Source organism: Sporosarcina sp. 179-K 3D1 HS (assembly GCF_047228905.1).
Taxonomy (GTDB): Bacteria; Bacillota; Bacilli; order Bacillales_A; family Planococcaceae; genus Sporosarcina.
In genome coordinates this window covers 135013-157501 of the sequence record NZ_JBFEGI010000003.1, presented here as the reverse complement: position 1 = coordinate 157501, position 22489 = coordinate 135013, and the positions used below count along the sequence as shown (strand labels likewise).

17 protein-coding genes are annotated in these 22489 nt (G+C 47.3%); 16 read left to right on the top strand and 1 reads right to left on the bottom strand.

Features of this window, described 5'->3' with window-relative positions:
• Window positions 1–48 precede the first annotated feature (48 nt).
• The 8 genes from dxs (at window position 49) to AB1K83_RS05850 (ending at window position 9815) form a co-directional block, all read left to right on the top strand.
• Window positions 49–1953, top strand: a complete 1905-nt coding sequence (gene dxs, locus AB1K83_RS05885) for a 1-deoxy-D-xylulose-5-phosphate synthase (RefSeq protein WP_413057520.1) — start codon at window positions 49–51, stop codon at window positions 1951–1953.
• A complete protein-coding gene (locus tag AB1K83_RS05880; RefSeq protein ID WP_413057230.1) occupies window positions 1950–2768 on the top strand; it encodes a TlyA family RNA methyltransferase in 819 nt (272 codons plus the stop codon). The genes dxs and AB1K83_RS05880 overlap by 4 nt, the downstream gene beginning before the upstream one ends.
• A gap of 149 nt (window positions 2769–2917) precedes the next feature.
• Complete coding sequence (gene ahrC / locus AB1K83_RS05875) at window positions 2918–3367, top strand: transcriptional regulator AhrC/ArgR (protein ID WP_413057229.1); 450 nt, start codon at window positions 2918–2920, stop codon at window positions 3365–3367.
• 241 nt (window positions 3368–3608) lie between these two features.
• Window positions 3609–5309 carry a DNA repair protein RecN gene (gene recN / locus AB1K83_RS05870; protein WP_413057228.1) on the top strand — a complete coding sequence of 567 codons (1701 nt, stop codon included), beginning with the start codon at window positions 3609–3611 and terminating at the stop codon, window positions 5307–5309.
• A 106-nt stretch (window positions 5310–5415) separates the two neighbouring features.
• Entirely contained in the window at window positions 5416–6381 is a 966-nt protein-coding gene (locus AB1K83_RS05865) for a SpoIVB peptidase S55 domain-containing protein (RefSeq protein WP_413057227.1), read from the top strand.
• Window positions 6382–6642: 261 nt separating this feature from the next.
• A complete protein-coding gene (gene spo0A / locus AB1K83_RS05860) occupies window positions 6643–7431 on the top strand; it encodes a sporulation transcription factor Spo0A (RefSeq protein ID WP_413057519.1) in 789 nt (262 codons plus the stop codon).
• A 124-nt stretch (window positions 7432–7555) separates the two neighbouring features.
• Complete coding sequence (locus AB1K83_RS05855; protein ID WP_413057226.1) at window positions 7556–9115, top strand: DUF342 domain-containing protein; 1560 nt, start codon at window positions 7556–7558, stop codon at window positions 9113–9115.
• On the top strand, window positions 9108–9815 hold the full coding sequence (locus AB1K83_RS05850) for a glycerophosphodiester phosphodiesterase (protein ID WP_413057225.1): 708 nt from the start codon (window positions 9108–9110) through the stop codon (window positions 9813–9815). Before AB1K83_RS05855 ends, AB1K83_RS05850 begins: the two co-directional genes overlap by 8 nt.
• A gap of 38 nt (window positions 9816–9853) precedes the next feature.
• Here AB1K83_RS05850 and AB1K83_RS05845 read toward each other — a convergent pair whose 3' ends face one another.
• Window positions 9854–10090 carry a DUF2627 domain-containing protein gene (locus AB1K83_RS05845; protein WP_413057224.1) on the bottom strand — a complete coding sequence of 79 codons (237 nt, stop codon included), beginning with the start codon at window positions 10088–10090 and terminating at the stop codon, window positions 9854–9856.
• 224 nt (window positions 10091–10314) lie between these two features.
• Here AB1K83_RS05845 and AB1K83_RS05840 point away from each other — a divergent pair, with 224 nt between their 5' ends.
• From AB1K83_RS05840 to scpA, 8 genes are all read left to right on the top strand, one after another.
• On the top strand, window positions 10315–12357 hold the full coding sequence (locus tag AB1K83_RS05840; RefSeq protein WP_413057223.1) for a sigma 54-interacting transcriptional regulator: 2043 nt from the start codon (window positions 10315–10317) through the stop codon (window positions 12355–12357).
• A 77-nt stretch (window positions 12358–12434) separates the two neighbouring features.
• A complete protein-coding gene (bcd, locus tag AB1K83_RS05835; RefSeq protein ID WP_413057222.1) occupies window positions 12435–13526 on the top strand; it encodes a branched-chain amino acid dehydrogenase in 1092 nt (363 codons plus the stop codon).
• Between the two features lie 105 nt (window positions 13527–13631).
• Window positions 13632–15059 (top strand): dihydrolipoyl dehydrogenase, encoded by a 1428-nt coding sequence (gene lpdA, locus AB1K83_RS05830; RefSeq protein WP_413057221.1) that lies wholly within the window; start codon window positions 13632–13634, stop codon window positions 15057–15059.
• 65 nt (window positions 15060–15124) lie between these two features.
• A complete protein-coding gene (locus AB1K83_RS05825) occupies window positions 15125–16132 on the top strand; it encodes a thiamine pyrophosphate-dependent dehydrogenase E1 component subunit alpha (protein ID WP_413057220.1) in 1008 nt (335 codons plus the stop codon).
• Window positions 16132–17115 carry an alpha-ketoacid dehydrogenase subunit beta gene (locus AB1K83_RS05820; RefSeq protein ID WP_413057219.1) on the top strand — a complete coding sequence of 328 codons (984 nt, stop codon included), beginning with the start codon at window positions 16132–16134 and terminating at the stop codon, window positions 17113–17115. Before AB1K83_RS05825 ends, AB1K83_RS05820 begins: the two co-directional genes overlap by 1 nt.
• A 64-nt stretch (window positions 17116–17179) precedes the next feature.
• Window positions 17180–18496: a dihydrolipoamide acetyltransferase family protein gene (locus AB1K83_RS05815; protein ID WP_413057218.1), complete on the top strand. Its 1317-nt coding sequence runs from the start codon at window positions 17180–17182 to the stop codon at window positions 18494–18496.
• 117 nt (window positions 18497–18613) lie between these two features.
• On the top strand, window positions 18614–20299 hold the full coding sequence (locus AB1K83_RS05810; protein WP_413057217.1) for a methylmalonyl-CoA mutase family protein: 1686 nt from the start codon (window positions 18614–18616) through the stop codon (window positions 20297–20299).
• Window positions 20292–22451, top strand: coding sequence for a methylmalonyl-CoA mutase (gene scpA / locus AB1K83_RS05805; protein WP_413057518.1), 2160 nt, complete (start codon window positions 20292–20294; stop codon window positions 22449–22451). The genes AB1K83_RS05810 and scpA overlap by 8 nt, the downstream gene beginning before the upstream one ends.
• Window positions 22452–22489: the final 38 nt, after the last annotated feature.

The following is a 22489-nucleotide window of genomic DNA, read 5'->3' as shown; positions in this document are numbered from 1 at the left end:
GAGCGTGATGGATGTGTAGCAATCATTTTATGAAGGTGTGTGATAATGATGGATCTGACTGAAATTACAAGTCCATCTTTTTTAAAAAATCTGGACCGCGAGCAATTGTTGGAACTTGCTGAGGACATTAGAAAGTTTCTGATCGAGAAGTGCTCTGTAACGGGAGGTCATATCGGACCAAACCTAGGAGTCGTCGAATTGACGATTGCCCTGCATCGCTGTTTCGATAGTCCGAACGATAAAATCATCTGGGACGTAGGACACCAGTCGTATGTCCATAAAATTTTGACGGGACGGGCATGTCAATTCGATTCAATTCGACAATACAAAGGCCTTTGCGGTTTTCCGAAAATGAATGAAAGCGAACATGACGTATGGGAAACCGGGCATAGCTCCACTTCTCTGTCCGCTGCTATGGGAATGGCTGCTGCGCGGGATATTAAAGGGGAGTCCAACTATGTTCTTCCGGTCATTGGAGATGGAGCGCTGACAGGTGGAATGGCACTCGAAGCGTTAAATCATATTGGTCACGAAAAGACGAATATGATTGTCATCTTGAATGATAACGAGATGTCGATTGCTCCGAATGTCGGAGCGTTACACACCGTCTTAGGCAAGCTGCGGACCGCTGGCAAGTACAATACGGCGAAGGACGAGCTTGAATACATTTTAAAACGAATTCCGGCAATCGGCGGCAAAGTGGCTGCTGCAGCAGAACGTGTAAAAGACAGCCTGAAATATTTACTCGTAACCGGCGTCTTTTTTGAAGAGCTCGGATTTACGTATTTAGGCCCGGTAGATGGGCACGATTTTACGGAATTGGAGCGGAATTTCCAATACGCCAAAAAAACGGAAGGCCCTGTCCTGCTTCATGTCATCACTAAAAAGGGGAAAGGGTATCTCCCAGCAGAACACGATAAGATCGGAACTTGGCATGGGACAGGCCCATACAAGATTGAGACCGGCGATTTTGTGAAATCCGTTTCCAAGGCACCTTCCTGGAGCGGTTTGGTAGCCGAAACGGTCAGAACCCTAGCGCGGGAGGACCGAAGAATTGCGGCAATCACGCCAGCCATGCCAGTCGGATCCAAATTGGAATCATTTGCGGCGGAGTTCCCTGATCGCTTCTTTGATGTCGGTATTGCCGAGCAGCATGCGGCTACGATGGCTGCTGGCCTTGCAACACAAGGCATGAAGCCGTTTCTTGCGATATACTCGACTTTTCTTCAACGTGCCTATGATCAGGTCTTGCATGATATTTCAAGGCAAAATTTAAATGTTTTTATCGGGATTGACCGTGCCGGTCTCGTCGGTGCGGACGGGGAGACGCATCAAGGAGTATTCGATATTGCATTTCTAAGACATTTGCCGAATTTGGTCATTATGATGCCAAAGGATGAAAATGAAGGCCAGCATATGGTGAAAACGGCTATTGAATATAATGCCGGTCCGATTGCCTTGCGTTATCCTCGCGGCAATGGCCTAGGCGTTCCATTGGATACGGAATTGCAGACAATACCGATTGGTACTTGGGAAGTGTTGCGTGAAGGTTCGGATGTCGCAGTGGTGACATTCGGAACGACCATTCCGATGGCTTTGCAGGCGGCCGAAAAGCTGAAAACCAAAGGGATTAGTGTGAAAGTAATCAATGCCCGCTTCATTAAACCGATGGATACTGCTATGCTTAGTGAACTTTTGTCTACCGGCATGCCTTTTATTACATTAGAAGAGGCCGTACTTGCCGGTGGATTTGGCAGTGCTGTCTTGGAATATGCTAATGATCATCATTATTCGACAAACCAGATCAAACGGATGGGAATTCCGGATCGTTTCATTGAACATGGTAGTGTGGATGAACTGATGACTGAATTAGGATTAACCGCCGACCATTTGGTGGATGAGTTAGAAGAGATGTTTTATGATCAAGTGTCAGAGAGGGAACGTTTAGGATGAGCCGAACGGAGAAGGAGCGGGTCGACGTATTGCTCGTCGATAGAGGGCTCGTCGAGACAAGGGAGCAAGCAAAGCGATCAATTATGGCTGGGATTGTCTATTCCGCTGAAACGCGGCTGGATAAACCAGGGGAAAAAATTCCGGTAGATGCTCCGTTAATTGTTAAAGGGTCCGCCCTGAAATATGTAAGCCGGGGTGGCCTGAAATTGGAAAAGGCTCTCGAAGTGTTTGATGTCACGGTGCAAGACAAGATTGTGCTTGATATTGGCTCTTCCACAGGAGGATTCACCGATTGTGCATTGCAAAATGGGGCCAAGCATTGCTACGCATTGGACGTCGGATACAATCAGTTAGCGTGGAAAATAAGACAAGATCCCCGAGTCACTGTTATGGAACGGACAAATTTCCGACATGCAACACCTGATATGTTCACCGACGGATTGCCACAATTCGCCACTATCGATGTCTCTTTTATTTCCTTGGAACTCATCTTACCTGCGTTAAAACGGATTCTCTTGGAGGGCGGGGATGTAGTCGCGCTCGTTAAGCCCCAATTCGAAGCGGGAAAAGGCAAAGTGGGAAAGAAGGGCATAGTAAGAGAGAAAGGGACTCATCTTGAAGTGTTGAACAAAATTGCTTCGGTAGCAGTCAAAGAAGGCTTTGAAGTTCGCGGAGTCTCTTTCTCGCCTGTGACCGGTGGAGAAGGAAACATTGAGTTCCTCTTCCATTTATGCTCCGTCCCGGATGCCACCCCAACATTCGATGAGCGGGCATTGGAAGAATTGGTCGAGGAAGCACATAAGAATTTAACTTGACTCTCAGTGAGTCAAGTTAAGCCTCTGGCGGATACGCTAAGGCCTAATTGAAACTAGCGCGCATCTATTGTGCGCTTTTCTTTAGCCGATAACTCTTTCCAATGAAGTGCTAGCGGGCGGGTTCATTATCAAGGAACGGAGTGATTGAATTGAATAAAGGACAGAGACATATACGAATTCGGGATATCATCTCAAACTTCGAAATTGAGACTCAGGACCAGCTTGTCGATTTCCTGAAAAAGTCTGGCGTGGCTGTCACGCAAGCGACTGTTTCTAGGGATATCAAAGAAATGCACCTGATCAAAGTCCCTTTGCAGGATGGTCGATATAAATATAGCTTGCCGACGGTCCACCGGTTTAATACGGAGGAAAAGTTGCAGAGGATGATGACGGATGCCTTTATCAGTATTGATAGCGCTGGTTATTTCATAATTTTAAAAACAATCCCTGGGAATGCACATGCGGTCGGTTCTCTCATCGACCAGCTTGGTTGGGAAGATATTCTGGGTACCATCTGTGGGGATGATACCTGTTTGATCATTTGCAGGGAGGAACCGCTTACAAATGAAGTGAAGGAAAAACTACTGGCTATGCTTTGACTTGCTTCAGCTGAAGGAAACTTCCATTTGGTTAGGCATTTATTTCAAATGGTTCAAACCTCGGGCTGAATAGAGGAACTTAGACTAATAACACGCCTTTCTGAAAGTGCCTTAATTTCTGCACAGGACGATGTTCGAAACTGTGTCTTAATTTCCGCAAAAAGCGCGGAAATACGGCAAATCGGACCCTACGCAGTCCGATTCGCTGTTCGATTGGAAACGCAAAAGAGGTGAGCGTACATTGTTAAGTGAACTTTCCATTCAAAACTTTGCTATCATTGATAAGTTGGAAGTTACATTTCAAAATGGATTAACTGTTCTAACAGGGGAAACAGGTGCGGGCAAGTCCATAATAATTGATGCTGTCCAGTTATTGGCAGGCGGTCGGGGCTCTCAGGAATTCATTCGCCATGGTGCAAAAAAAGCCGAATTGGAAGGGATGTTCACGATAGAAAATCCTGACCACCCAGTTTTCGGGAAATTGGAGGACATCGGCATTGAAGCCGGAGAGGACGGCGTTGTCATATTACGCCGGGATCTGAATGCAAATGGAAAGACGGTTTGTAGGGTGAACGGCAAATTGGTGACAATAGCCAATTTGAGAGAGATTGGTTCCCAACTTATCGATATTCATGGTCAACATGAGAACCAGGAATTGATGCACGAAAAAAGACATATCCATCTGCTGGATCATTTTGCGGGAGAACGTCTCATACGTACATACCAGGACTATACCGAACTTTATGAACGTTTTCGGAAATTGAAGCGCAAATTGGAAATGGCCGACGAAAATGAACAGCAAGTAGCCCAACGAATCGACCTCTACTCGTTTCAATTAAAAGAAATTGACGCTGCTTCCATAGTCATTGGAGAAGAAGAAGAGTTGGAGGAGGAGCAACGGAAACTCCAAAACTTCAACCGTCTCTATGAACGGTTGAATACCGCCTACGAATCAATCAGCGGGGAGACTCGCGCCTTGGACTGGGTTGGCTCGGCCATGAGCGATTTGGAAGATGCTGCGTCCGTTGATAAAAATCTGCAAGTTCATGCAGAAGCGATTTCTTCAAGTTTTTATTCCTTGCAAGATACTGCACATGAACTAAAAAGCATCCTCGATGATATGGAGTTTGATCCATACCGTTTGGAGGCCGTGGAAGATCGGCTTGCCTTACTTACTTCGTTAAAGCGGAAATACGGAAGAACGATTGAGGATATTGTGATATATCGGGAGCAAATTGCGGAGGAACTTGATCATTTAATTAGCCGTGATGAGCGAATGGCAGAAGGACAGGAAAAGTTAAACCAACTAATCCAGGACTTGGAAGTCGAAGCGGAGGAATTATCCATCATTCGACAAGAATCAGCTGTCCAATTGGAAAAATCGGTAATGGAGCAGCTTCAACAACTCCATATGGAAAAAGCGGCATTTAAGGTTAAAATCGGGAGAAGACCGGTTGGACAATTTGATATGCATGGGCATGATGACGTGCAATTCCTCATTTCAACAAATGTGGGCGAGCCTTTGAAGCCTTTAGCCAAAGTCGCTTCAGGCGGTGAGCTTTCACGAATCATGCTAGCGTTGAAAACCATCTTCTCAAAACACCAAGGCGTCACTTCCATCATTTTTGACGAAGTGGATACGGGAGTTAGCGGAAGAGTGGCTCAAGCAATTGCGGAAAAAATCGCGATGATTGCAACACATTCCCAAGTGCTCTGCATATCCCATTTGCCACAGGTCGCCGCGATGGCGGACCACCATTATTTGATCAAGAAAGAAGTGAAGGATGAACGTACGAGCACGGCCATTCATGATATTGATCGTTCAGACCGTACGGCAGAATTATCACGGATGCTGTCAGGGACAGAGATCACCCCATTGACATTGAAGCATGCGGATGAATTGTTAAAAATGGCAAAAGAAAGAAAAAGAGCATTCCGGTAAGGCGAGCATCGGAATTGTCTACACGTTCTTGTATTGCTCTATTTATCCTCTCATAACATTCCCGCGAACGGACATACCAATAGTATCTTACAGCGGGAGGTGAAACATGGGATGGAATAGACATGTAAAGCTTGGCGTAACATTGTTGATCCTATTCATTCTTTTGCCGTTTCATTCGAGTACCGCTTTTGCCCAGCATGGGAGCCTCATTCCAATGGGACACTCGATCGGCATAAAAATGGATCTCTCTGGTGTGTTTGTCACGAACGATGTCATGGTCGATAATGAAAATTGGTTGAAGGCGGGAGATTTGATCGAACAAGTCGAGGAGTACTCGGTCCGTATGCTCGACGAATTCGAAAACGCCTTATCTTCCATCAAAGGGAATGATATCACATTGCAAGTTCTCCGAAATGGGGAAACGAGCAAGATCCAAGCGGATACCGGGGCAATGAAGCGTCTCATTCCATTCCTTAAAGACCGGACGGAAGGGACAGGGACTCTGACGTATGTCGATCCCGAAAAGATGACATACGGTGCGCTTGGTCATCAAATAATTGACAGTGCATTACAATCGCCGCCTTTATTCAAAGATGGAGCCATTTATCTTTCGGAAATCGGACAAATCAAGAAAAGTGTACCCGGAATTCCCGGATATAAGATCTCTACGATTGTAGATAACGAAAAATTCCTAGGGAAAATCCGCCGGAATAGCGTTTATGGAATTTTCGGCACTTGGAATGACAAGTCAAGAAAAGTGTTGGCGGAACCATTGGAGATTATGCACGCAAATGATCTCAAATTAGGAGAGGCCACGATTTACACGACTGTAAAAGGGACCGAAGTGGAGTCTTTTTCCATTCGCATCACTAAAATCGAAAAAGAACAATTCCACTTTATCATCACGGATTCGAAATTACTGGAAGAAACGGGCGGCATTTTACAAGGAATGAGTGGGAGTCCTGTCATTCAGGACGGAAAATTTGCGGGTGCTATCACCCATATGTTCGTCGATGAGCCCAAAAAAGGAGCAGGCCTTTTTCTGGAAACGATGAGAAATGGGGAACAATAGTCATCTTGAGGGTCAACCCAAAAAAACGGGGTTGGCCCCTTTTTCCATTTGGTGGTACAATGTGAATGTAAAAAGAGAACTTTTGAAATAAATGACGGGAAAGAATGTAATTCGTCGATTGGTAGAGAATTTATCGGTCGGAAGATTCATTTCTTTTCTTGAAAAAAGGAATGGTGTCTGCGCTGTCGAAATTTTTCTAAAGCTGAAAAAAATGGACATGCAGGTATTTGGGGAAAGATACAGGAGGGAATCGAAATGGGATTGGAGAAAGTAAGAATTGCAATTGCGGATGATAATAAGGAACTTGTAAAAACAATGGTCACTTATTTTGAAAAGCACCCGGAAATTGAAATCCTTTGGATGGCGCATAACGGAAATGAATGTCTATCCAAAATGGAGGAAAATGTCCCGGACGTTTTATTGTTAGATATTATCATGCCACATTTGGACGGCATTGCGGTATTGGAAACATTGAACGAGAGAGCCACCATGCCGAACGTCATCATGCTCACCGCTTTCGGCCAGGAAGATGTAATGACCCACGCAGCCACATTAGGCGCTTCTTATTTCATGTTGAAACCGTTTGAGTTCGACCGGCTTGTTCAGCAGATCTTTAAAGTCGCCGGCACGACTAAACCGACTTCGCAGCCTATTATTCAAAAAAGCAGCGGAGAAAGTGACGGGGTGGTCAGCCAGAAAATGCTGGATACGACGATTACGTCAATTATCAAGGAAATCGGCGTCCCGGCCCATATTAAGGGATATGCATTTCTGCGCGAAGCCATCCAAAAAGTTTACACGGATTCCGATTTGCTTGGTTCCGTTACAAAAGTTCTCTATCCTGAAATAGCGGAAAAGTATAATACAACGCCTTCCCGTGTAGAAAGGGCTATTCGTCACGCCATCGAAGTAGCTTGGAACCGAGGCAATTATGAAGTGATTTCAAAAATGTTCGGTTATACAGTCCATCATTTAAAAAGCAAGCCGACAAATTCAGAATTTATTGCCATGATTGCGGATAAGATCCGTTTGGAACATATGGCGAGCTAACATTTTCTGGATAGTTTTCAGAACAGTTTAACTTTTTCCTTCGAATTATCCCAAATAACTCGCGACAGACATTATTAAGGTATATACTGAATAATGAAGAGTTGATTTGAAGGGGGAAGAGTCGTTGCTAATCGAGAATGAATATTTCGAACTTGAGGTAGAGGGAGAACAAGTTGTCATGCGCACCAGGAAACACGGCTTTCCACTCAAATCATTTGATGCGATTACACGCGAATATCCGCGTTTTAAGATTAACTCATTTGCTGTATTACGGAAAGCGCTTTCAGAACCAGATGGTGTGCATTATGTGGGCAGTTGGCTACCTGAAATCGAAGTTGCAATCACGCAAGATCGCATGAAGGCACAGCTTGTGATCAATGTGCCTCCTACCGAATTTTTGCAAGAAAAAGAGAGAATCATTAAACAGGCTGAGCAATTACTCGATGCAGCCCGGGTAGTCCATGGAAAACGTCCATATTGGGAAGATCCCTATCAACCGGGCGAACCGTTGGATGCTGCGATTGGCACTCCTCCGGAAAAAGGGGCAGACGCTCAAATCCGCTACATTGAAATGCCTGAGAAAAGACCGATTATCCGTGAAGATGGCTCTGCGGACTATTATGAGATGAATTTTGTGACCCCCATCCAAGCAGGCCAATGGTTAGGCGAGAAAACACCCCCACAAGATGGAATAGACGGAACTGATGTATTGGGCCATCCTGTTCCTTCGGTCAGAGGGCATGACGATAAATTGATGTATGACCGTTTATCTGTCAATGAAGTCCAGGAAAACGATAAAATCGTGTTGCGAGCTGCTCACTCGGGTGCTTTGGAATTCACCAATGGCATAGTGGGGGTGGGAAAACAACTGGTGATTGATGGAGACGTAGGACCGGAAACCGGGTCCATTTCGTTTGAAGGCACCGTTATAATTCGTGGCACGGTCATCCCTGGATTTTCCGTCACGGCAACAGGAGACATATCCATAGAAGGAAATGAAGGGGTCACGAATGCGAAAGAGGTCCTATCCTCTGAAGGCGACATTTATATTAAAGGTGGCGTCTTTGGCGGTGGGGAAACGATCATAGAAGCGCAAGGCGATATCTTTATTAAACACGCAAATAATTGCAAGTTGTTTGGTAAAAATGTGCATATCGGTTTATATCTAATCGGAACCGATGTCGTCGCAGACCAAGTCCTTGTCGATAAGAACAAAGGGAAGATCATCGGAGGACAAATCGAAGCGCAGCACTTAATTGAATGTGCCGTTGCTGGAAATAGTCATGAGCGGACAACTACTTTACATGCCAAAGGACTAGATAAAGAGAATCTGTATAGGGAGATCCAAACCTTGGCGAAGGAATTAAAAGAACGTAGGGACCTAGTGCAACAATTGGAGCAACACGCAAGCCAATTCAGTAAAATGAATGATCCAACTCAAGTACAACAAGAAGCGTTCTCTAAATTGCAAGAGACATTAGAGGAAAATCGGGTTGCTATTTTAGAAATGGATTATGAAATTCAATCAGGTATGTCTAGGATAAAACAAGCAATCCCCCCAAAGATTGAAGTGACGAAAGAGGCTTTTCCAGGAGTCATCATCCGCATCGGAAATAAGTCTTCCACGCTTCATGCTTCTACGAGCGGTGTCTTTGAGGTAGTCGACGAGGTTTTGAATGTCTAAGCCTATAGTTTTAGCACATCGAGGCGCATCCAGTGTCCGTTTTGAAAATACGATGGCTGCTTTTGAAAAAGCGTATGAGGATGGAGCCGACGGAATTGAATTGGACGTCCAATTGACGGAGGATGGAGTCCCTATTGTCATCCATGATCCTGATTTTACGAGGGTGGCCGGGATCCGAAGAAGAGTGTCAGCATTTACCAGGGCAGAAGTGAAAGCAATTCGGGTAGGAAAACGGTTTTGGCGAATCCTTGCAGGCCATTCTGTTCCAACATTATTGGAAGTCGTCACGTTTTGCTACCAGCGGAACCTCGTCTTAAATGTAGAGTTGAAAGAAACGGCTTCTGAGCGGCCTGAATTGATTGGCCGAATCCTCTCCGACCTCTCCATATTGGATCATGTCCACATTTCGTCTTTCGATTACGGTATCATTGAAAAGGTGAAGCAGCTGGATCCCTCGATGGAGACAGCTTATTTACTTCGAAAAAAAGGGGTCGATTGGGATCATTTGAGCCGTTATCAGTGTGCGGATGGATTTCATTTGCATAAGAGGCTTTTACGCGAGCCTTACCTTAGTAAATTGATAGCGACTGGGAAAATGATTCGGGTATATGGTATGACGGGCAGGGAGCCGATCACTGTCGAGCCGCCTTCCTATATAGATGGGTGGATCACCGATTATCCAAAGCGATTCCAAAATTGAAAAAAAGAACCTAGACGAAATAAATCGTCAGGGTTCTTTTATTTTTGCTTGAAACGTTCTTGAACTCGTCCTTTTCTGCGATCCCGACGTAGGAGGAAGCCCGCAAAAAAGCCGATTCCAGCAGCCATCATAATGAAACCGACCAAAAACTGCAACCACCCAAATGGGATGGGCGAATATAAGATACCAAAAAGTGTATCCCGCATTAATTTGATGCCCCAAGCTGCGATGAGCCCAGGTATGAGCAGGACGATAAAAGCAATAAGACGTATCATGTCTTCAAACAACCCCTTTTAGAAGAGATAAAACAACAAGCGGTGATTACAGAAGCTGGTCACCGATGGATTTTGTCCGTGTCTCTCCTACCTATTCATACTTTCACTATAACCCAATCTAATTTTAAATGTTGGTCTTTTATTGTCAAGAGCGAGGCAATCGTGTATGATAAACTTAGAATTGCAAAAGATTGCAAGTTATCCAAAGAGAGGATTGAATAACCTTGCAAAACGTTCTCATAATCGGAGCAGGGAAGGGTGGATCGATTTTACTCAACCTTTTTCTTCACCACGAATCCATGAATGTCGTTGCGATTGTCGACCAAAACGTAGAAGCCCCAGGGATACAATATGCCAAAGATCTTGGTGTGCCCTATGGAACCGATTGGCGTAGATTCTTATCGGATCAAGTCCACATTATCTTCGACGTTACGGGAGATGAAACGGTCTTTCCGGCACTACTACAGGCAAGATCGGCCCAATCAGTCATCATCCCGGGAACGATAGCCAGTCTCCTCGTCGATTTGCTGGAAGAGAACAATACATATATAGAGCGTTTACGCGGGGAAATGCATAAACAGCGAATGATCTTTGATTCGATCGAAGAAGGGATGATCGGAATCGATCGGCACGGGAAAATTGATTTCTTAAATAAAAGCGCTTCCAAAATGACGGGTATTCCAATAAACGATGCGTTGGGAAGGTCTATTTCAGACCTGATTCCGATGTCGAAGCTACCGGCTGTCTTCGAAAGCGGTGTAGCGGAGATGAACCGGGAACTGGTCCTCGGGAACGGCTTGAAAATCGTCACGTCCCGTTACCCGCTATTCAACAACAAGGGGGAAAAGGTCGGCGCCTTTGCCGTGTTTAAGGATATCTCCGAGGTAGTGACGCTTGCGGAAGAAATTACGGGTCTAAATAAAATGAAAACGATGTTGGAAGCGATCATTCATTCGAGCGATGATGCGATTTCTGTAGTGGATGAACAGGGAAAGATGATTCTCATCAATCCGGCTTACACGAGGATAACGGGACTGTCCGAAGAAGAAATTATCGGGAAACCGGCCACTGAGGATATTATCGAAGGTGAAAGTATCCATATGAAAGTGCTCGAGACGAGAAAACCGATTCGTGGGGTCAGCATGAAAATCGGGGAAAATAGCCGGGATGTCATCGTCAATGTGGCTCCGATCATTGCCGACCAGCAAGTGAAAGGCAGTGTTGGTGTCATCCATGACGTGACGGAAATGCGCAATTTAATGAACGAGCTTGCCCAAGCAAGGACCATCATCCGCAAGCTGGAAGAAACCTATTCCTTCGATGATATTTATGGTAGTTCCCATGAATTGGAGATTTCTATCGAGCAGGCAAAACTTGCCGCAAGATCCTCGTTGCCCGTTCTCCTGCGGGGGGAAGTCGGGACAGGGAAAGAGCTGTTTTCCCATGCCATCCATAGCGGAAGTGAACGGAAGACCTATAAATTCATCCGTGTAAACTGTGCTGCCATCCCTCCTTCCCAATTGGAAGCGGAAATTTTTGGTCGAGAGGAACTACGTCGAGGTGAAATTGAGGAAGGGACAAGAGGCTTGATTGGGGAAGCGGAAGGTGGAACTTTATTTTTAGATGAGATTGCGGATCTTCCTATTCCGATCCAACGAAAATTGTTCACCTACTTACAACATGGAGCGGTATCAAGAGAAGGGGACACTCAAGCGATCGAGTATGATGTCCGCATCATTACAGCCAGCTCCAGAAACCTGGAAAAAGCGATGCTGCAAGGTGATTTTTTGGAAGAACTCTATTACTCGTTGAACCGGATCGCCATTCAAATCCCTCCTCTCCGTTCGAGAAAATCAGATATACCTGAAATCGCCGAGCGGGTCATTGGCAAGCTAAACCGGGAATTGGGCATGAACATTGGAGAAATCACGGACGAAGCGATGGAGCACCTCCAACAACATGATTGGCCGGGAAATGTGCGCGAATTGGAAAATGTGCTCAGTCGGGCGATGATCTATATGGATACAGGCGAATCGGTCCTTGAACTGGATAATGTGGTTAAGTCACTTTCATCCAGGGAAAACAAAGATATCGAGACGTCCTTGTTGGAAACGAACACACTTGCCTCCATCATGGAAAGTTATGAAAAATCGATTTTGGACGCTGCTCTTCGCGAAAATGACGGAAATAAATCGCTCACGGCGAACCGTCTTGGAATCTCACTCCGCTCCCTTTACTACAAGTTGGAGAAATATGACTTGATCTGATTGAGGAATTCATTACCAACGTTCCTTACATTTCCTATATACTAATAAACGGACTGATATTATTAGGAGGTATTGCAATGGAAATTTTCAAAAGACTGGAAGAGCAAGACTATGAACAATTGGTGATCTGTCAAGACAAAACATCGGGTCTCAAGGCGATTATCGCCATCCACGATACTACGCTTGGACCAGCCCTCGGTGGAACCCGCATGTGGACATATGAAAGCGAAGAAGCGGCAATCGAGGATGCACTCCGTCTCGCACGTGGAATGACATACAAAAATGCGGCGGCAGGACTCAATCTCGGTGGAGGTAAAACGGTGATCATCGGTGATCCACGCACCGATAAAAATGATGAGATGTTCCGTGCATTCGGCCGCTACATCGAAGGATTGAACGGTCGATATATTACGGCTGAGGATGTAGGTACAACTGAAGAAGACATGGATTTGATCCATCTTGAAACCGATTATGTCACGGGAACTGCAGGATCAGGGTCATCCGGAAACCCTTCGCCTGTTACGGCGTTCGGCGTTTATAAAGGAATGAAAGCTGCAGCCAAAGAGGCATTTGGCGATGATTCGCTGGCAGGGAAAACGATTGCCGTTCAAGGCGTTGGGAACGTGGCTTACGCATTATGTGAGTACTTGCATGAAGAAGGCGCCAAATTGATCGTAACAGATATTAACGAAGAAGCGGTGCAACGAGCAGTCAACGCGTTTGGCGCAACAGCGGTCGGCATCAATGAAATTTATTCCCAAGAAGCGGATATTTTTGCACCTTGTGCACTGGGTGCCGTAATCAATGATGAGACCATTCCTCAATTGAAAGCGAAAGTGATTGCGGGATCTGCCAACAATCAATTGAAAGATCCTTCGCACGGAGATCAGATCCATGAAATGGGCATTGTCTATGCACCGGATTACGTCATCAATTCCGGCGGTGTCATCAATGTTGCCGATGAACTGGATGGTTATAATCGAGAACGGGCATTGAAACGAGTCGCGGGCATTTACGACACGATCGAAAAAATCTTTGCGATTTCAAAACGGGACAATATTCCGTCATATGTCGCTGCAGACCGTTTAGCAGAAGAGCGCATTGCACGTGTTGCTAAAGCACGCAGCCAATTTTTACAAAATGAAAAAAGCGTCCTATCGAGACGATAAATCGGCCGTTCGGCAATGATTAACGGGGTTTCGGTTGGAACATGGCTGTTCTAACCGAGTCACCCTGTGCTGGAAAAGTCATTTAATAGATTAGGAGGAAAGGGTATGGCACAAGAATATGACGTCGTCATTTTGGGTGGCGGTACCGGGGGCTATGTGGCAGCCATACGTGCAGCCCAGTTGGGGTTAAAAACTGCGCTCGTTGAAAAAGGGAAGCTCGGAGGCACCTGCCTACATAAAGGATGCATCCCTAGCAAAGCATTGCTGAAGAGTGCGGAAGTATATGATATGGCCAAAAACAAGGCCGCCGAATTTGGTGTGGACACCACGGATGTCGCCCTTAATTTTGCGAAGGTGCAGGAGCGGAAAGAAAAGATTGTGAAGCAACTCCATTCGGGGGTTCAAGCTTTGATGAAAAAAGGAAAAATCGACGTGTACGAAGGACTCGGAAGAATGTTAGGCCCTTCGATCTTCTCTCCGATGCCTGGAACAATTTCAGTCGAAATGAATAATGGGTCGGAAAATGAAATGCTCATTTTGAAGAACTTGGTGCTCGCAACCGGTTCCAGGCCAAGGACTTTGCCGGGGCTTGATATCGATGAGAAACAAGTCATGTCCTCAGATGGAGCTCTTTCTATGGAAGCGCTTCCAAAATCGATGCTCATCATCGGAGGCGGCGTGATTGGCATTGAATGGGCCTCCATGCTCCATGATTTCGGAGTCGAGGTGACGGTACTTGAATATGCAGAACGCATCATTCCGACGGAGGATGAAGATATCTCTAAGGAAATGCGGAAGTTGCTTAGCAAAAAGGGCATCCAATTCGTCACGGGTGCGAAAGTGCTGCCGGATACTCTTGTCAAGCAAGAGGGGGAAGTGTCGATATCTGCAGAAGTCAATGGTAACCAGATCGAATATCATGCTGAGAAAATGCTTGTATCGGTCGGGCGCCAAGCCAATATAGAAGGTATTGGCATTGAAAATACGGAGATCGAAATCGAAAACGGAACGATCAAGACTAGGCCGACATTCCAGACGAAAGAAAGCCATATTTACGCGATCGGGGATGTCATCGGAGGACTTCAGCTCGCGCATGTCGCTTCCCATGAAGGAATTGCGGCAATTGAACATATAGCGGGGTTGCAGCAAGAGCCTTTTGACTATACAAAAGTTTCTCGCTGCATCTACTCCAGTCCGGAGGCATCAAGCGTCGGGTTGACAGAAGAGCAGGCAAGGGAACAAGGATTTGATGTCAAAGTCGGGAAGTTCCCGTTCATGGCAATCGGCAAAGCGCTGGTCAATGGCAATGCAGACGGGTTTGTCAAAATAATTGCCGACAAGTCATCCGACGACATTTTAGGAGTCCATATGATCGGTTCCCATGTCACGGATTTGATTTCAGAGGCGGGCTTGGCCGTGGTGCTCGATGCGACACCTTGGGAAGTCGCTTCCACGATCCATCCACATCCTTCCCTTTCGGAAGTGATGGGGGAAGCGGCCTTGGCAGTCGATGGTTTGGCAATTCATATGTAGATCATGCTGTGAAGGATGGTTTGATTGAACGAACTGGAAACACGTAACAGATAGGGGGAGTTACAATGGCGAAGACACGTCATGAAGAACTTGGTTTGACGAATGAAGAGGCACTAAATATATACAAGACGATGGTAATGGCACGGCGTTTGGATGAGCGGATGTGGCTGTTGAACCGGGCCGGAAAAATCCCGTTTGTCATCTCCTGTCAAGGACAGGAAGCTGCACAGGTAGGAGCGGCTTTTGCACTTGATAATCAGAAGGACTGGATTGCGCCCTATTATCGGGATATGGGGGTTGTCCTACATTTCGGCATGACGCCGCAAGAATTGATGCTATCCGCATTCGCCAAAGCGGAAGACCCGAACTCGGGGGGACGCCAGATGCCTGGCCACTTCGGGCAACGGAAAAACCGGATCTTGACAGGTTCCTCACCCGTTACGACTCAACTCCCACACGCAGTAGGAGTAGCGCTTGCAGCCAAAATGAAAAATGAGGACTTCATTACCTTCGTTACATTGGGTGAGGGCTCATCGAACCAGGGCGACTTCCACGAAGGAATGAACTTTGCGGGCGTCCATAAACTGCCGACCGTGGTTATGGTGGAAAATAATAAATATGCGATTTCCGTACCAGTTGAAAAGCAGCTTGCCTGTGAAAATGTGTCGGATCGGGCTGTCGGTTATGGCATGCCGGGTGTCACTGTGGATGGAACCGATCCGCTGGAAGTGTACAAAGTCGTCAAGGAAGCGGCAGACCGTGCGCGCAGCGGGGAAGGGCCGAGTCTTGTGGAAGCTGTGTGCTACCGCCTGACAGCCCACTCGTCCGATGATGATCATCGACTGTACCGGGATGCGGAAGAACTCGAAAATGAGCGGAAGCTTGACCCGATCCCGAAATTTGCGTCCTACTTGAAAGAGGCGGGCGTGATGACCGAAGAGCTGGAAAAGGAAATTGATGAAAACATCATGAAAACGGTGAATGAAGCGACGGATTATGCGGAAAATGCCCCTTATGCCGCGCCTGAAGATGCGCTTCTCCATGTATATGCAGAGAAAGGGGGAGACGAATAATGGCTGTGTTATCCTATATTGATGCCATCACGTTGGCGATGAAAGAAGAGATGGAACGTGACGAAAACGTCTTTGTCCTCGGTGAGGACGTCGGGCGAAAAGGCGGCGTCTTTAAAGCGACTACCGGGCTTTACGATCAATTCGGGGAATATCGTGCACTCGATACGCCACTCGCGGAGTCAGCGATTGCAGGTGTCGGAATCGGGGCCGCCATGTATGGGATGCGTCCGATTGCCGAGATGCAGTTTGCCGATTTCATCATGCCCGCGGTCAATCAAATTGTCTCCGAAGCGGCTAAAATTCGGTACCGCTCCAATAATGACTGGTCTTGCCCGATCGTCATCCGTGCGCCATTTGGTGGCGGCATCCACGGTGCTCTCTACCATTCCCAATCGGTGGAATCCATGTTTGCCAGCACACCAGGCTTGAAAGTGGTCATCCCTTCCACTCCATACGATGCCAAAGGATTGTTGAAAGCGGCTATTCGGGATGATGACCCGGTACTATTTTTTGAACATAAGCGTGCATACCGCTTGATCAAAGGCGAAGTGCCGGAAGATGAGTACGTATTGCCAATCGGCAAAGCGGATGTCAAACGGGAAGGCGACGATATTACGATCATTACGTACGGTTTATGCGTTCATTTCGCCCTACAGGCTGCGGAACGGCTCGCAGAGGATGGAATTTCTACGCATATCCTCGATTTGCGCACCATTTATCCGCTTGATAAAGAAGCGATCATTGAAGCGGCGTCCAAGACTGGGAAGGTGCTGCTTGTGACGGAGGATAATTTGGAAGGCAGCATACTAAGCGAAGTATCGGCCATCATTGCCGAGAACTGCCTATTCGAACTAGATGCACCGATCAAAAGGCTTGCCGGCCCGGATATTCCGGCCATGCCCTATGCACCGACAATGGAGAAATTCTTTATGGTCAATCCCGATAAAGTCGAAAAAGCGGCGAGGGAGCTTGCTGAATTTTAACTTGGTCAGGCAAGGCTGATTCGAGTTAATCTTCGACTTAACTGATTAAGAAGGGGGCTACCCAATGGCTATCCAAAATATTGAAATGCCGAAACTTGGTGAAAGTGTCACGGAAGGTACAATTGAAAAATGGCTCGTCAAGCCCGGTGACACGGTCAATAAATATGATCCGATTGCAGAAGTGAATACAGATAAGGTGACGGCCGAAATTCCTTCTTCATTTGCGGGAACGATCAAGGAATTGATCGTCCAAGAAGGGGAAACCGTTGATGTGGGAGTTGTCGTCTGCACGATCGAAGCGGAAGGCGGAAGTGTCGAAGAGCCTCAACCGGAGGCAGTGCCGGCCAGAGAAGAACCGGCCAATGAAATGCCGGCGGCTGGTTCCCAAAAACCGCCCGCACCAATCAAGCGCCAAACAGGAAATGCAGCGGGACGTTATTCTCCAGCAGTTATGCGTTTGGCGCAAGAAAATGACATCGATCTATCGCTTGTCGAAGGATCGGGGCGGGAAGGCCGGATCACCCGAAAAGATATCTTGGCCATCATCGCAAGCGGTGATATTCCAAAAGCTGCGGCGCCTATGCCGGAACAACAGCCGGTCATGGCGGAAGAACGTCCAGTTACCGAAGCTGCACCGGCCAAGGCCACTCCCCAACCTGCAGATATCCCGACAGCAGCGGGAGATGTCGAAATCCCGGTATCGGGAGTGCGCCGTGCGATCGCAACGAATATGCTGCGTTCCAAACATGAAGCGCCACACGCTTGGACGATGATTGAAGTCGATGTGACAAACCTCGTCCAATACCGGGATTCCTTGAAACAAGAATTCAAACAGCGTGAAGGCTTCAATTTGACCTATTTCGCCTTCTTCGTCAAAGCAGTGGCGCAAGCGTTGAAAGAATTCCCGATGATGAATTCCATGTGGGCGGGCGACAAAATCATTCAAAAGAAAGATATTAACTTGTCCATCGCAGTGGCGACGGAAGATGCCCTCTATGTGCCCGTCATCAAACATGCGGATGAAAAAACGATCAAAGGGATCGGTCGTGAGATCAATGAGCTGGCCGGCAAGGTCCGTTCCGGTAAACTTGCTTCTGCCGAAATGCAGGGCGGTACCTTCACGGTCAACAATACCGGCTCCTTTGGTTCGGTCCAGTCCATGGGCATCATCAATTACCCACAGGCCGCCATCTTGCAGGTGGAATCGATCGTGAAACGGCCTGTCATCATGGAGAACGGCATGATTGCCGCTCGAGACATGGTCAATCTCTGTTTATCCCTCGACCATCGTGTTCTGGACGGGTTAATCAGTGGAAGATTCTTGGCCCGCGTAAAAGAAATTCTTGAAAATATTTCCGCTGAAAACACTTCAATCTATTAAGGTACAGCGCAATTACCCGGGGCATGGAAAATGGCTCCGGGTTTTTTGGACTTTAAACAATGCGAACTGTCAGGTAAACTAGAGAAAGAGTGAATATTTTGGAAAGGGTGTGTGGGAATGGTAATACATACGATGAAAACGTCTACATTTACGGAAGCCGATTATGACCAATGGAAAGAGACGGCTGTCCAATCGTTAAAAGGAAAGCCTTTTGAAACGCTTTTGACGAAGACGACGGAAGGCATTACATTGCAACCTTTATATACACAGCAGGAGTTGGAGGCTCGGCTGCATGCGGTGCGTGTCGTCAACAGCACATCCGGCTGGGTGATTGCGCAACAGACACTTGCGGAGGACGGCTATCAGTTTGTCGCAAGCTTGAAAGATTCGCTTGAACGCGGGAATGAAGCGATTGTCTATGATGGATTGAAAGAGCTACGTTGGGATGATCGACAGCTAGATGAAATGGCGGAACTGATGCAGGAATATCCGATTTTCATTACCAATACGACGGCGGATGATCCATTTTTGCAAGTGTTTGATCGGGTTCCAGTAGAGGCCCGTTCCGCTGTAAAAGGGGCAGTATCGGTTAAAAATTGGAAAATTCCCCATGGCTATGGCCAAGTTCGAACGCTAGGCGTGGATATGTGGGACGCGCATCATCAAGGTGCTGATGCAGTAACGGAACTGGCACTTGCTTTGACCAAAGCTTCGGAGCTTGCGTCCGCCCAGGAAACATTCCGTGAATTCGCGGACAAGTTTTTTGTCCGTTTTGCGGTAGATACGCATTTTTTCATGGAAATCGCCAAATTCAGGGCCTTCCGAGTTCTTTGGCAAGCATTCTGCCAAGCGTTTGATACCGACGACGATACTCCATCGATCCCGCTATTGGCAGTGACTTCATTACGCTCTTACTCGAAATTGGACCCGAATGTCAATCTGCTGCGCGCTGGCAATGAAGCGTTTTCGGCCGTTCTGGGGGGAGCGGATGCTGTGACAGTTTATCCGCATGACGTGTTGACAGGTGTAACAGACCACTCCGTACGGTTGGCGCGGAATATCCAATTGGTCATTAAAGAGGAAACCCATGTGACAAAAGTGGCCGACCCTTCAGGAGGCTCCTATTTCATCGAAACGTTGACTTCGGAGCTTGTTGAAAAAGCTTGGAGCCTGTTCTTGGGAATCGATGAGATGGGAGGCTATGATGCCTATCTCGCAACCGGACGACTGGCAGAGACGCTGGAATCCCGGAAAGAGGAAGTTGCAACGGGTAAAAAATCGTTGATTGGCACAAATGTGTATGCAGAACTGACAGATACCGAATTTGCGAATTCAGACTTGGTGAAGGTGGATGAACGCCTCGCAATACCGTTTGAGCAATTGCGTGAACGTTTTGCAAACGCCCACCCTCGGTCTGTCTTGCTGACATTCGGTACTTTGAAAGACTTTAAGCCTCGTGCGGATTTTGTGACAGGATTCCTGGCAACCGGCGGAATTCGTACGGAATGGAGTCCCGCTTTGGCCAACGCACAAGAAGCGGTTGATTGGTTGGCCGCTGAGCAACCGGATTATGCGGTTGTCTGTGCATCACCTGCCGAAACGGAACTGGTCATGGACGAGTTATTGAGCAAACTGCCCGAGCAAGTCGTGTTGGATGTAGCAGGAAAATATGACGCTGCGTTGTCGGAAAAATGGCAGGCCGCTGGATTGAACGGATTCCTATTTACGGGCCAAAATAAAATCGACAAGCTGTTGGAAATCGCTAGCAAAGTGGAAGGAGGAAAGGGTGCCCATGTTGAATAAACCAGACTTCAGTAAAGTTGCAATATCTGAATTAAAACAAACAGAAGCCTTTCAGGACGGGGCGGCTGGCCAGTTGTTCCGGACGAATGAAGGTATTGATGTGAAACCGGTCTATTCGGAACAAGACTTGGAAGGTGTAGAGCATCTGAATGATTTCCCGGGCATCGCTCCTAATACAAGAGGGCCCTATCCGACGATGTATGTCTCCCGCCCTTGGACCGTGCGCCAGTATGCAGGATTTTCAACGGCTGAAGAGAGTAACGCATTTTATAAGCGGAATCTTGCGATGGGTCAGAAGGGATTATCGGTTGCATTCGACTTGGCCACTCACCGTGGCTATGACTCCGATCATCCACGCGTGACTGGCGATGTCGGGAAAGCGGGCGTGGCCATCGACTCGGTCGAAGATATGAAAATCTTGTTCGATAGCATCCCGCTCGATCAAATGTCCGTATCAATGACGATGAATGGCGCGGTTCTTCCGATCATGGCATTTTATATAGTTGCCGCTGAGGAACAGGGCGTGGCACCGGAAAAGCTGGCCGGGACGATACAAAATGATATTTTGAAAGAATACATGGTGCGCAATACGTACATTTTCCCGCCGGACATGTCGATGCGGATCATTGCCGATATTTTCGAATACACGTCCAAAAACATGCCGAAATTCAACTCCATTTCCATTTCGGGCTATCATATGCAGGAAGCGGGCGCCACGGCGGATATCGAACTGGCCTACACGCTTGCCGACGGATTGGAATATGTCCGCACCGGTTTGAAAGCCGGCATTGATATTGATTCGTTCGCGCCTCGGTTGTCGTTCTTCTGGGCGATCGGGATGAATTATTTCATGGAAATCGCAAAGATGCGGGCAGCACGGAAGATCTGGGCACAAATGATGCAAACCTTCGATCCTCAAAATCCGAAGAGTTTGGCACTCCGCACGCACTCGCAAACATCGGGCTGGAGCTTGACTGAGCAAGATCCATTCAATAACGTCACACGGACATTGATCGAAGCAAATGCGGCGGCCATGGGACACACTCAATCGCTCCATACGAATGCGCTGGATGAGGCAATCGCCTTGCCGACAGATTTCTCGGCAAGAATTGCGCGGAATACACAGCTCTTCTTACAGGAAGAGACGTTGATGACGAAAGTAATCGATCCATGGGGCGGTTCTTATTATGTCGAGAAACTGACGGATGAATTGATGGCTAGAGCTTGGGACTTGATCGAAGAGATTGAAGATCTGGGCGGCATGGCGAAAGCGATTGAAACCGGTCTTCCGAAGATGAAAATCGAGGAAGCGGCCGCGAAACGCCAAGCGCAGATCGATTCTAAAACAGAATCGATCATCGGGGTGAATAAATACCGGCTTGAACAAGAAGATCCTATCGATATTTTGGATATCGATAATACACTTGTCCGACAAAAGCAAATCGACCGGATCAATCAAATGAAATTAGATCGTGATGAAACGGCTGTTGCGCAGGCTTTAGCCACGTTGACGGAAGCGGCCCGCAGCGGAGAAGGAAATTTATTGGCGATGGCGGTCGACGCCGCTCGCGCACGTGCCACGATCGGGGAAATTTCCGACGCGATCGAAAGCGTATCAGGTCGTCATAAGGCGGTGATCCGTTCGGTGAGCGGAGTATACAGTTCCAACTTCTCAAACGAAGAGGAAATTAAAGAAGTGAAAGCGATGGCAGATGAATTTTTGGAAAATGAAGGGCGCCGTCCTCGAATCTTGATCGCTAAAATGGGGCAGGACGGGCATGACCGAGGGGCAAAAGTCATCGCTTCTTCCTTTGCGGATTTAGGTTTCGATGTCGATATCGGCCCTTTATTCCAAACACCGGAAGAGACGGCTCTTCAGGCAGCGGAAAACGATGTCCATGTGATTGGGGTCAGTTCGTTAGCGGCCGGCCATAAAACATTGGTGCCTGCGCTTCGGGAGGAATTACGAAAAATAGGCCGTGAGGATATTCTTATCGTCGTCGGCGGTGTCATCCCGGCACAGGATTATGCGTTCCTGCGGGAAAGCGGCGCGACCGCCATTTTCGGACCGGGTACCGTCATTCCGGTTGCGGCGCAAAAGGTGATCGAAGAGATTTACAGCACGCTCGGCTATGAGGAAGTGGCGGATTGAAAGACAACAACCGTTTGATCGATGACAGTGCACTCCAT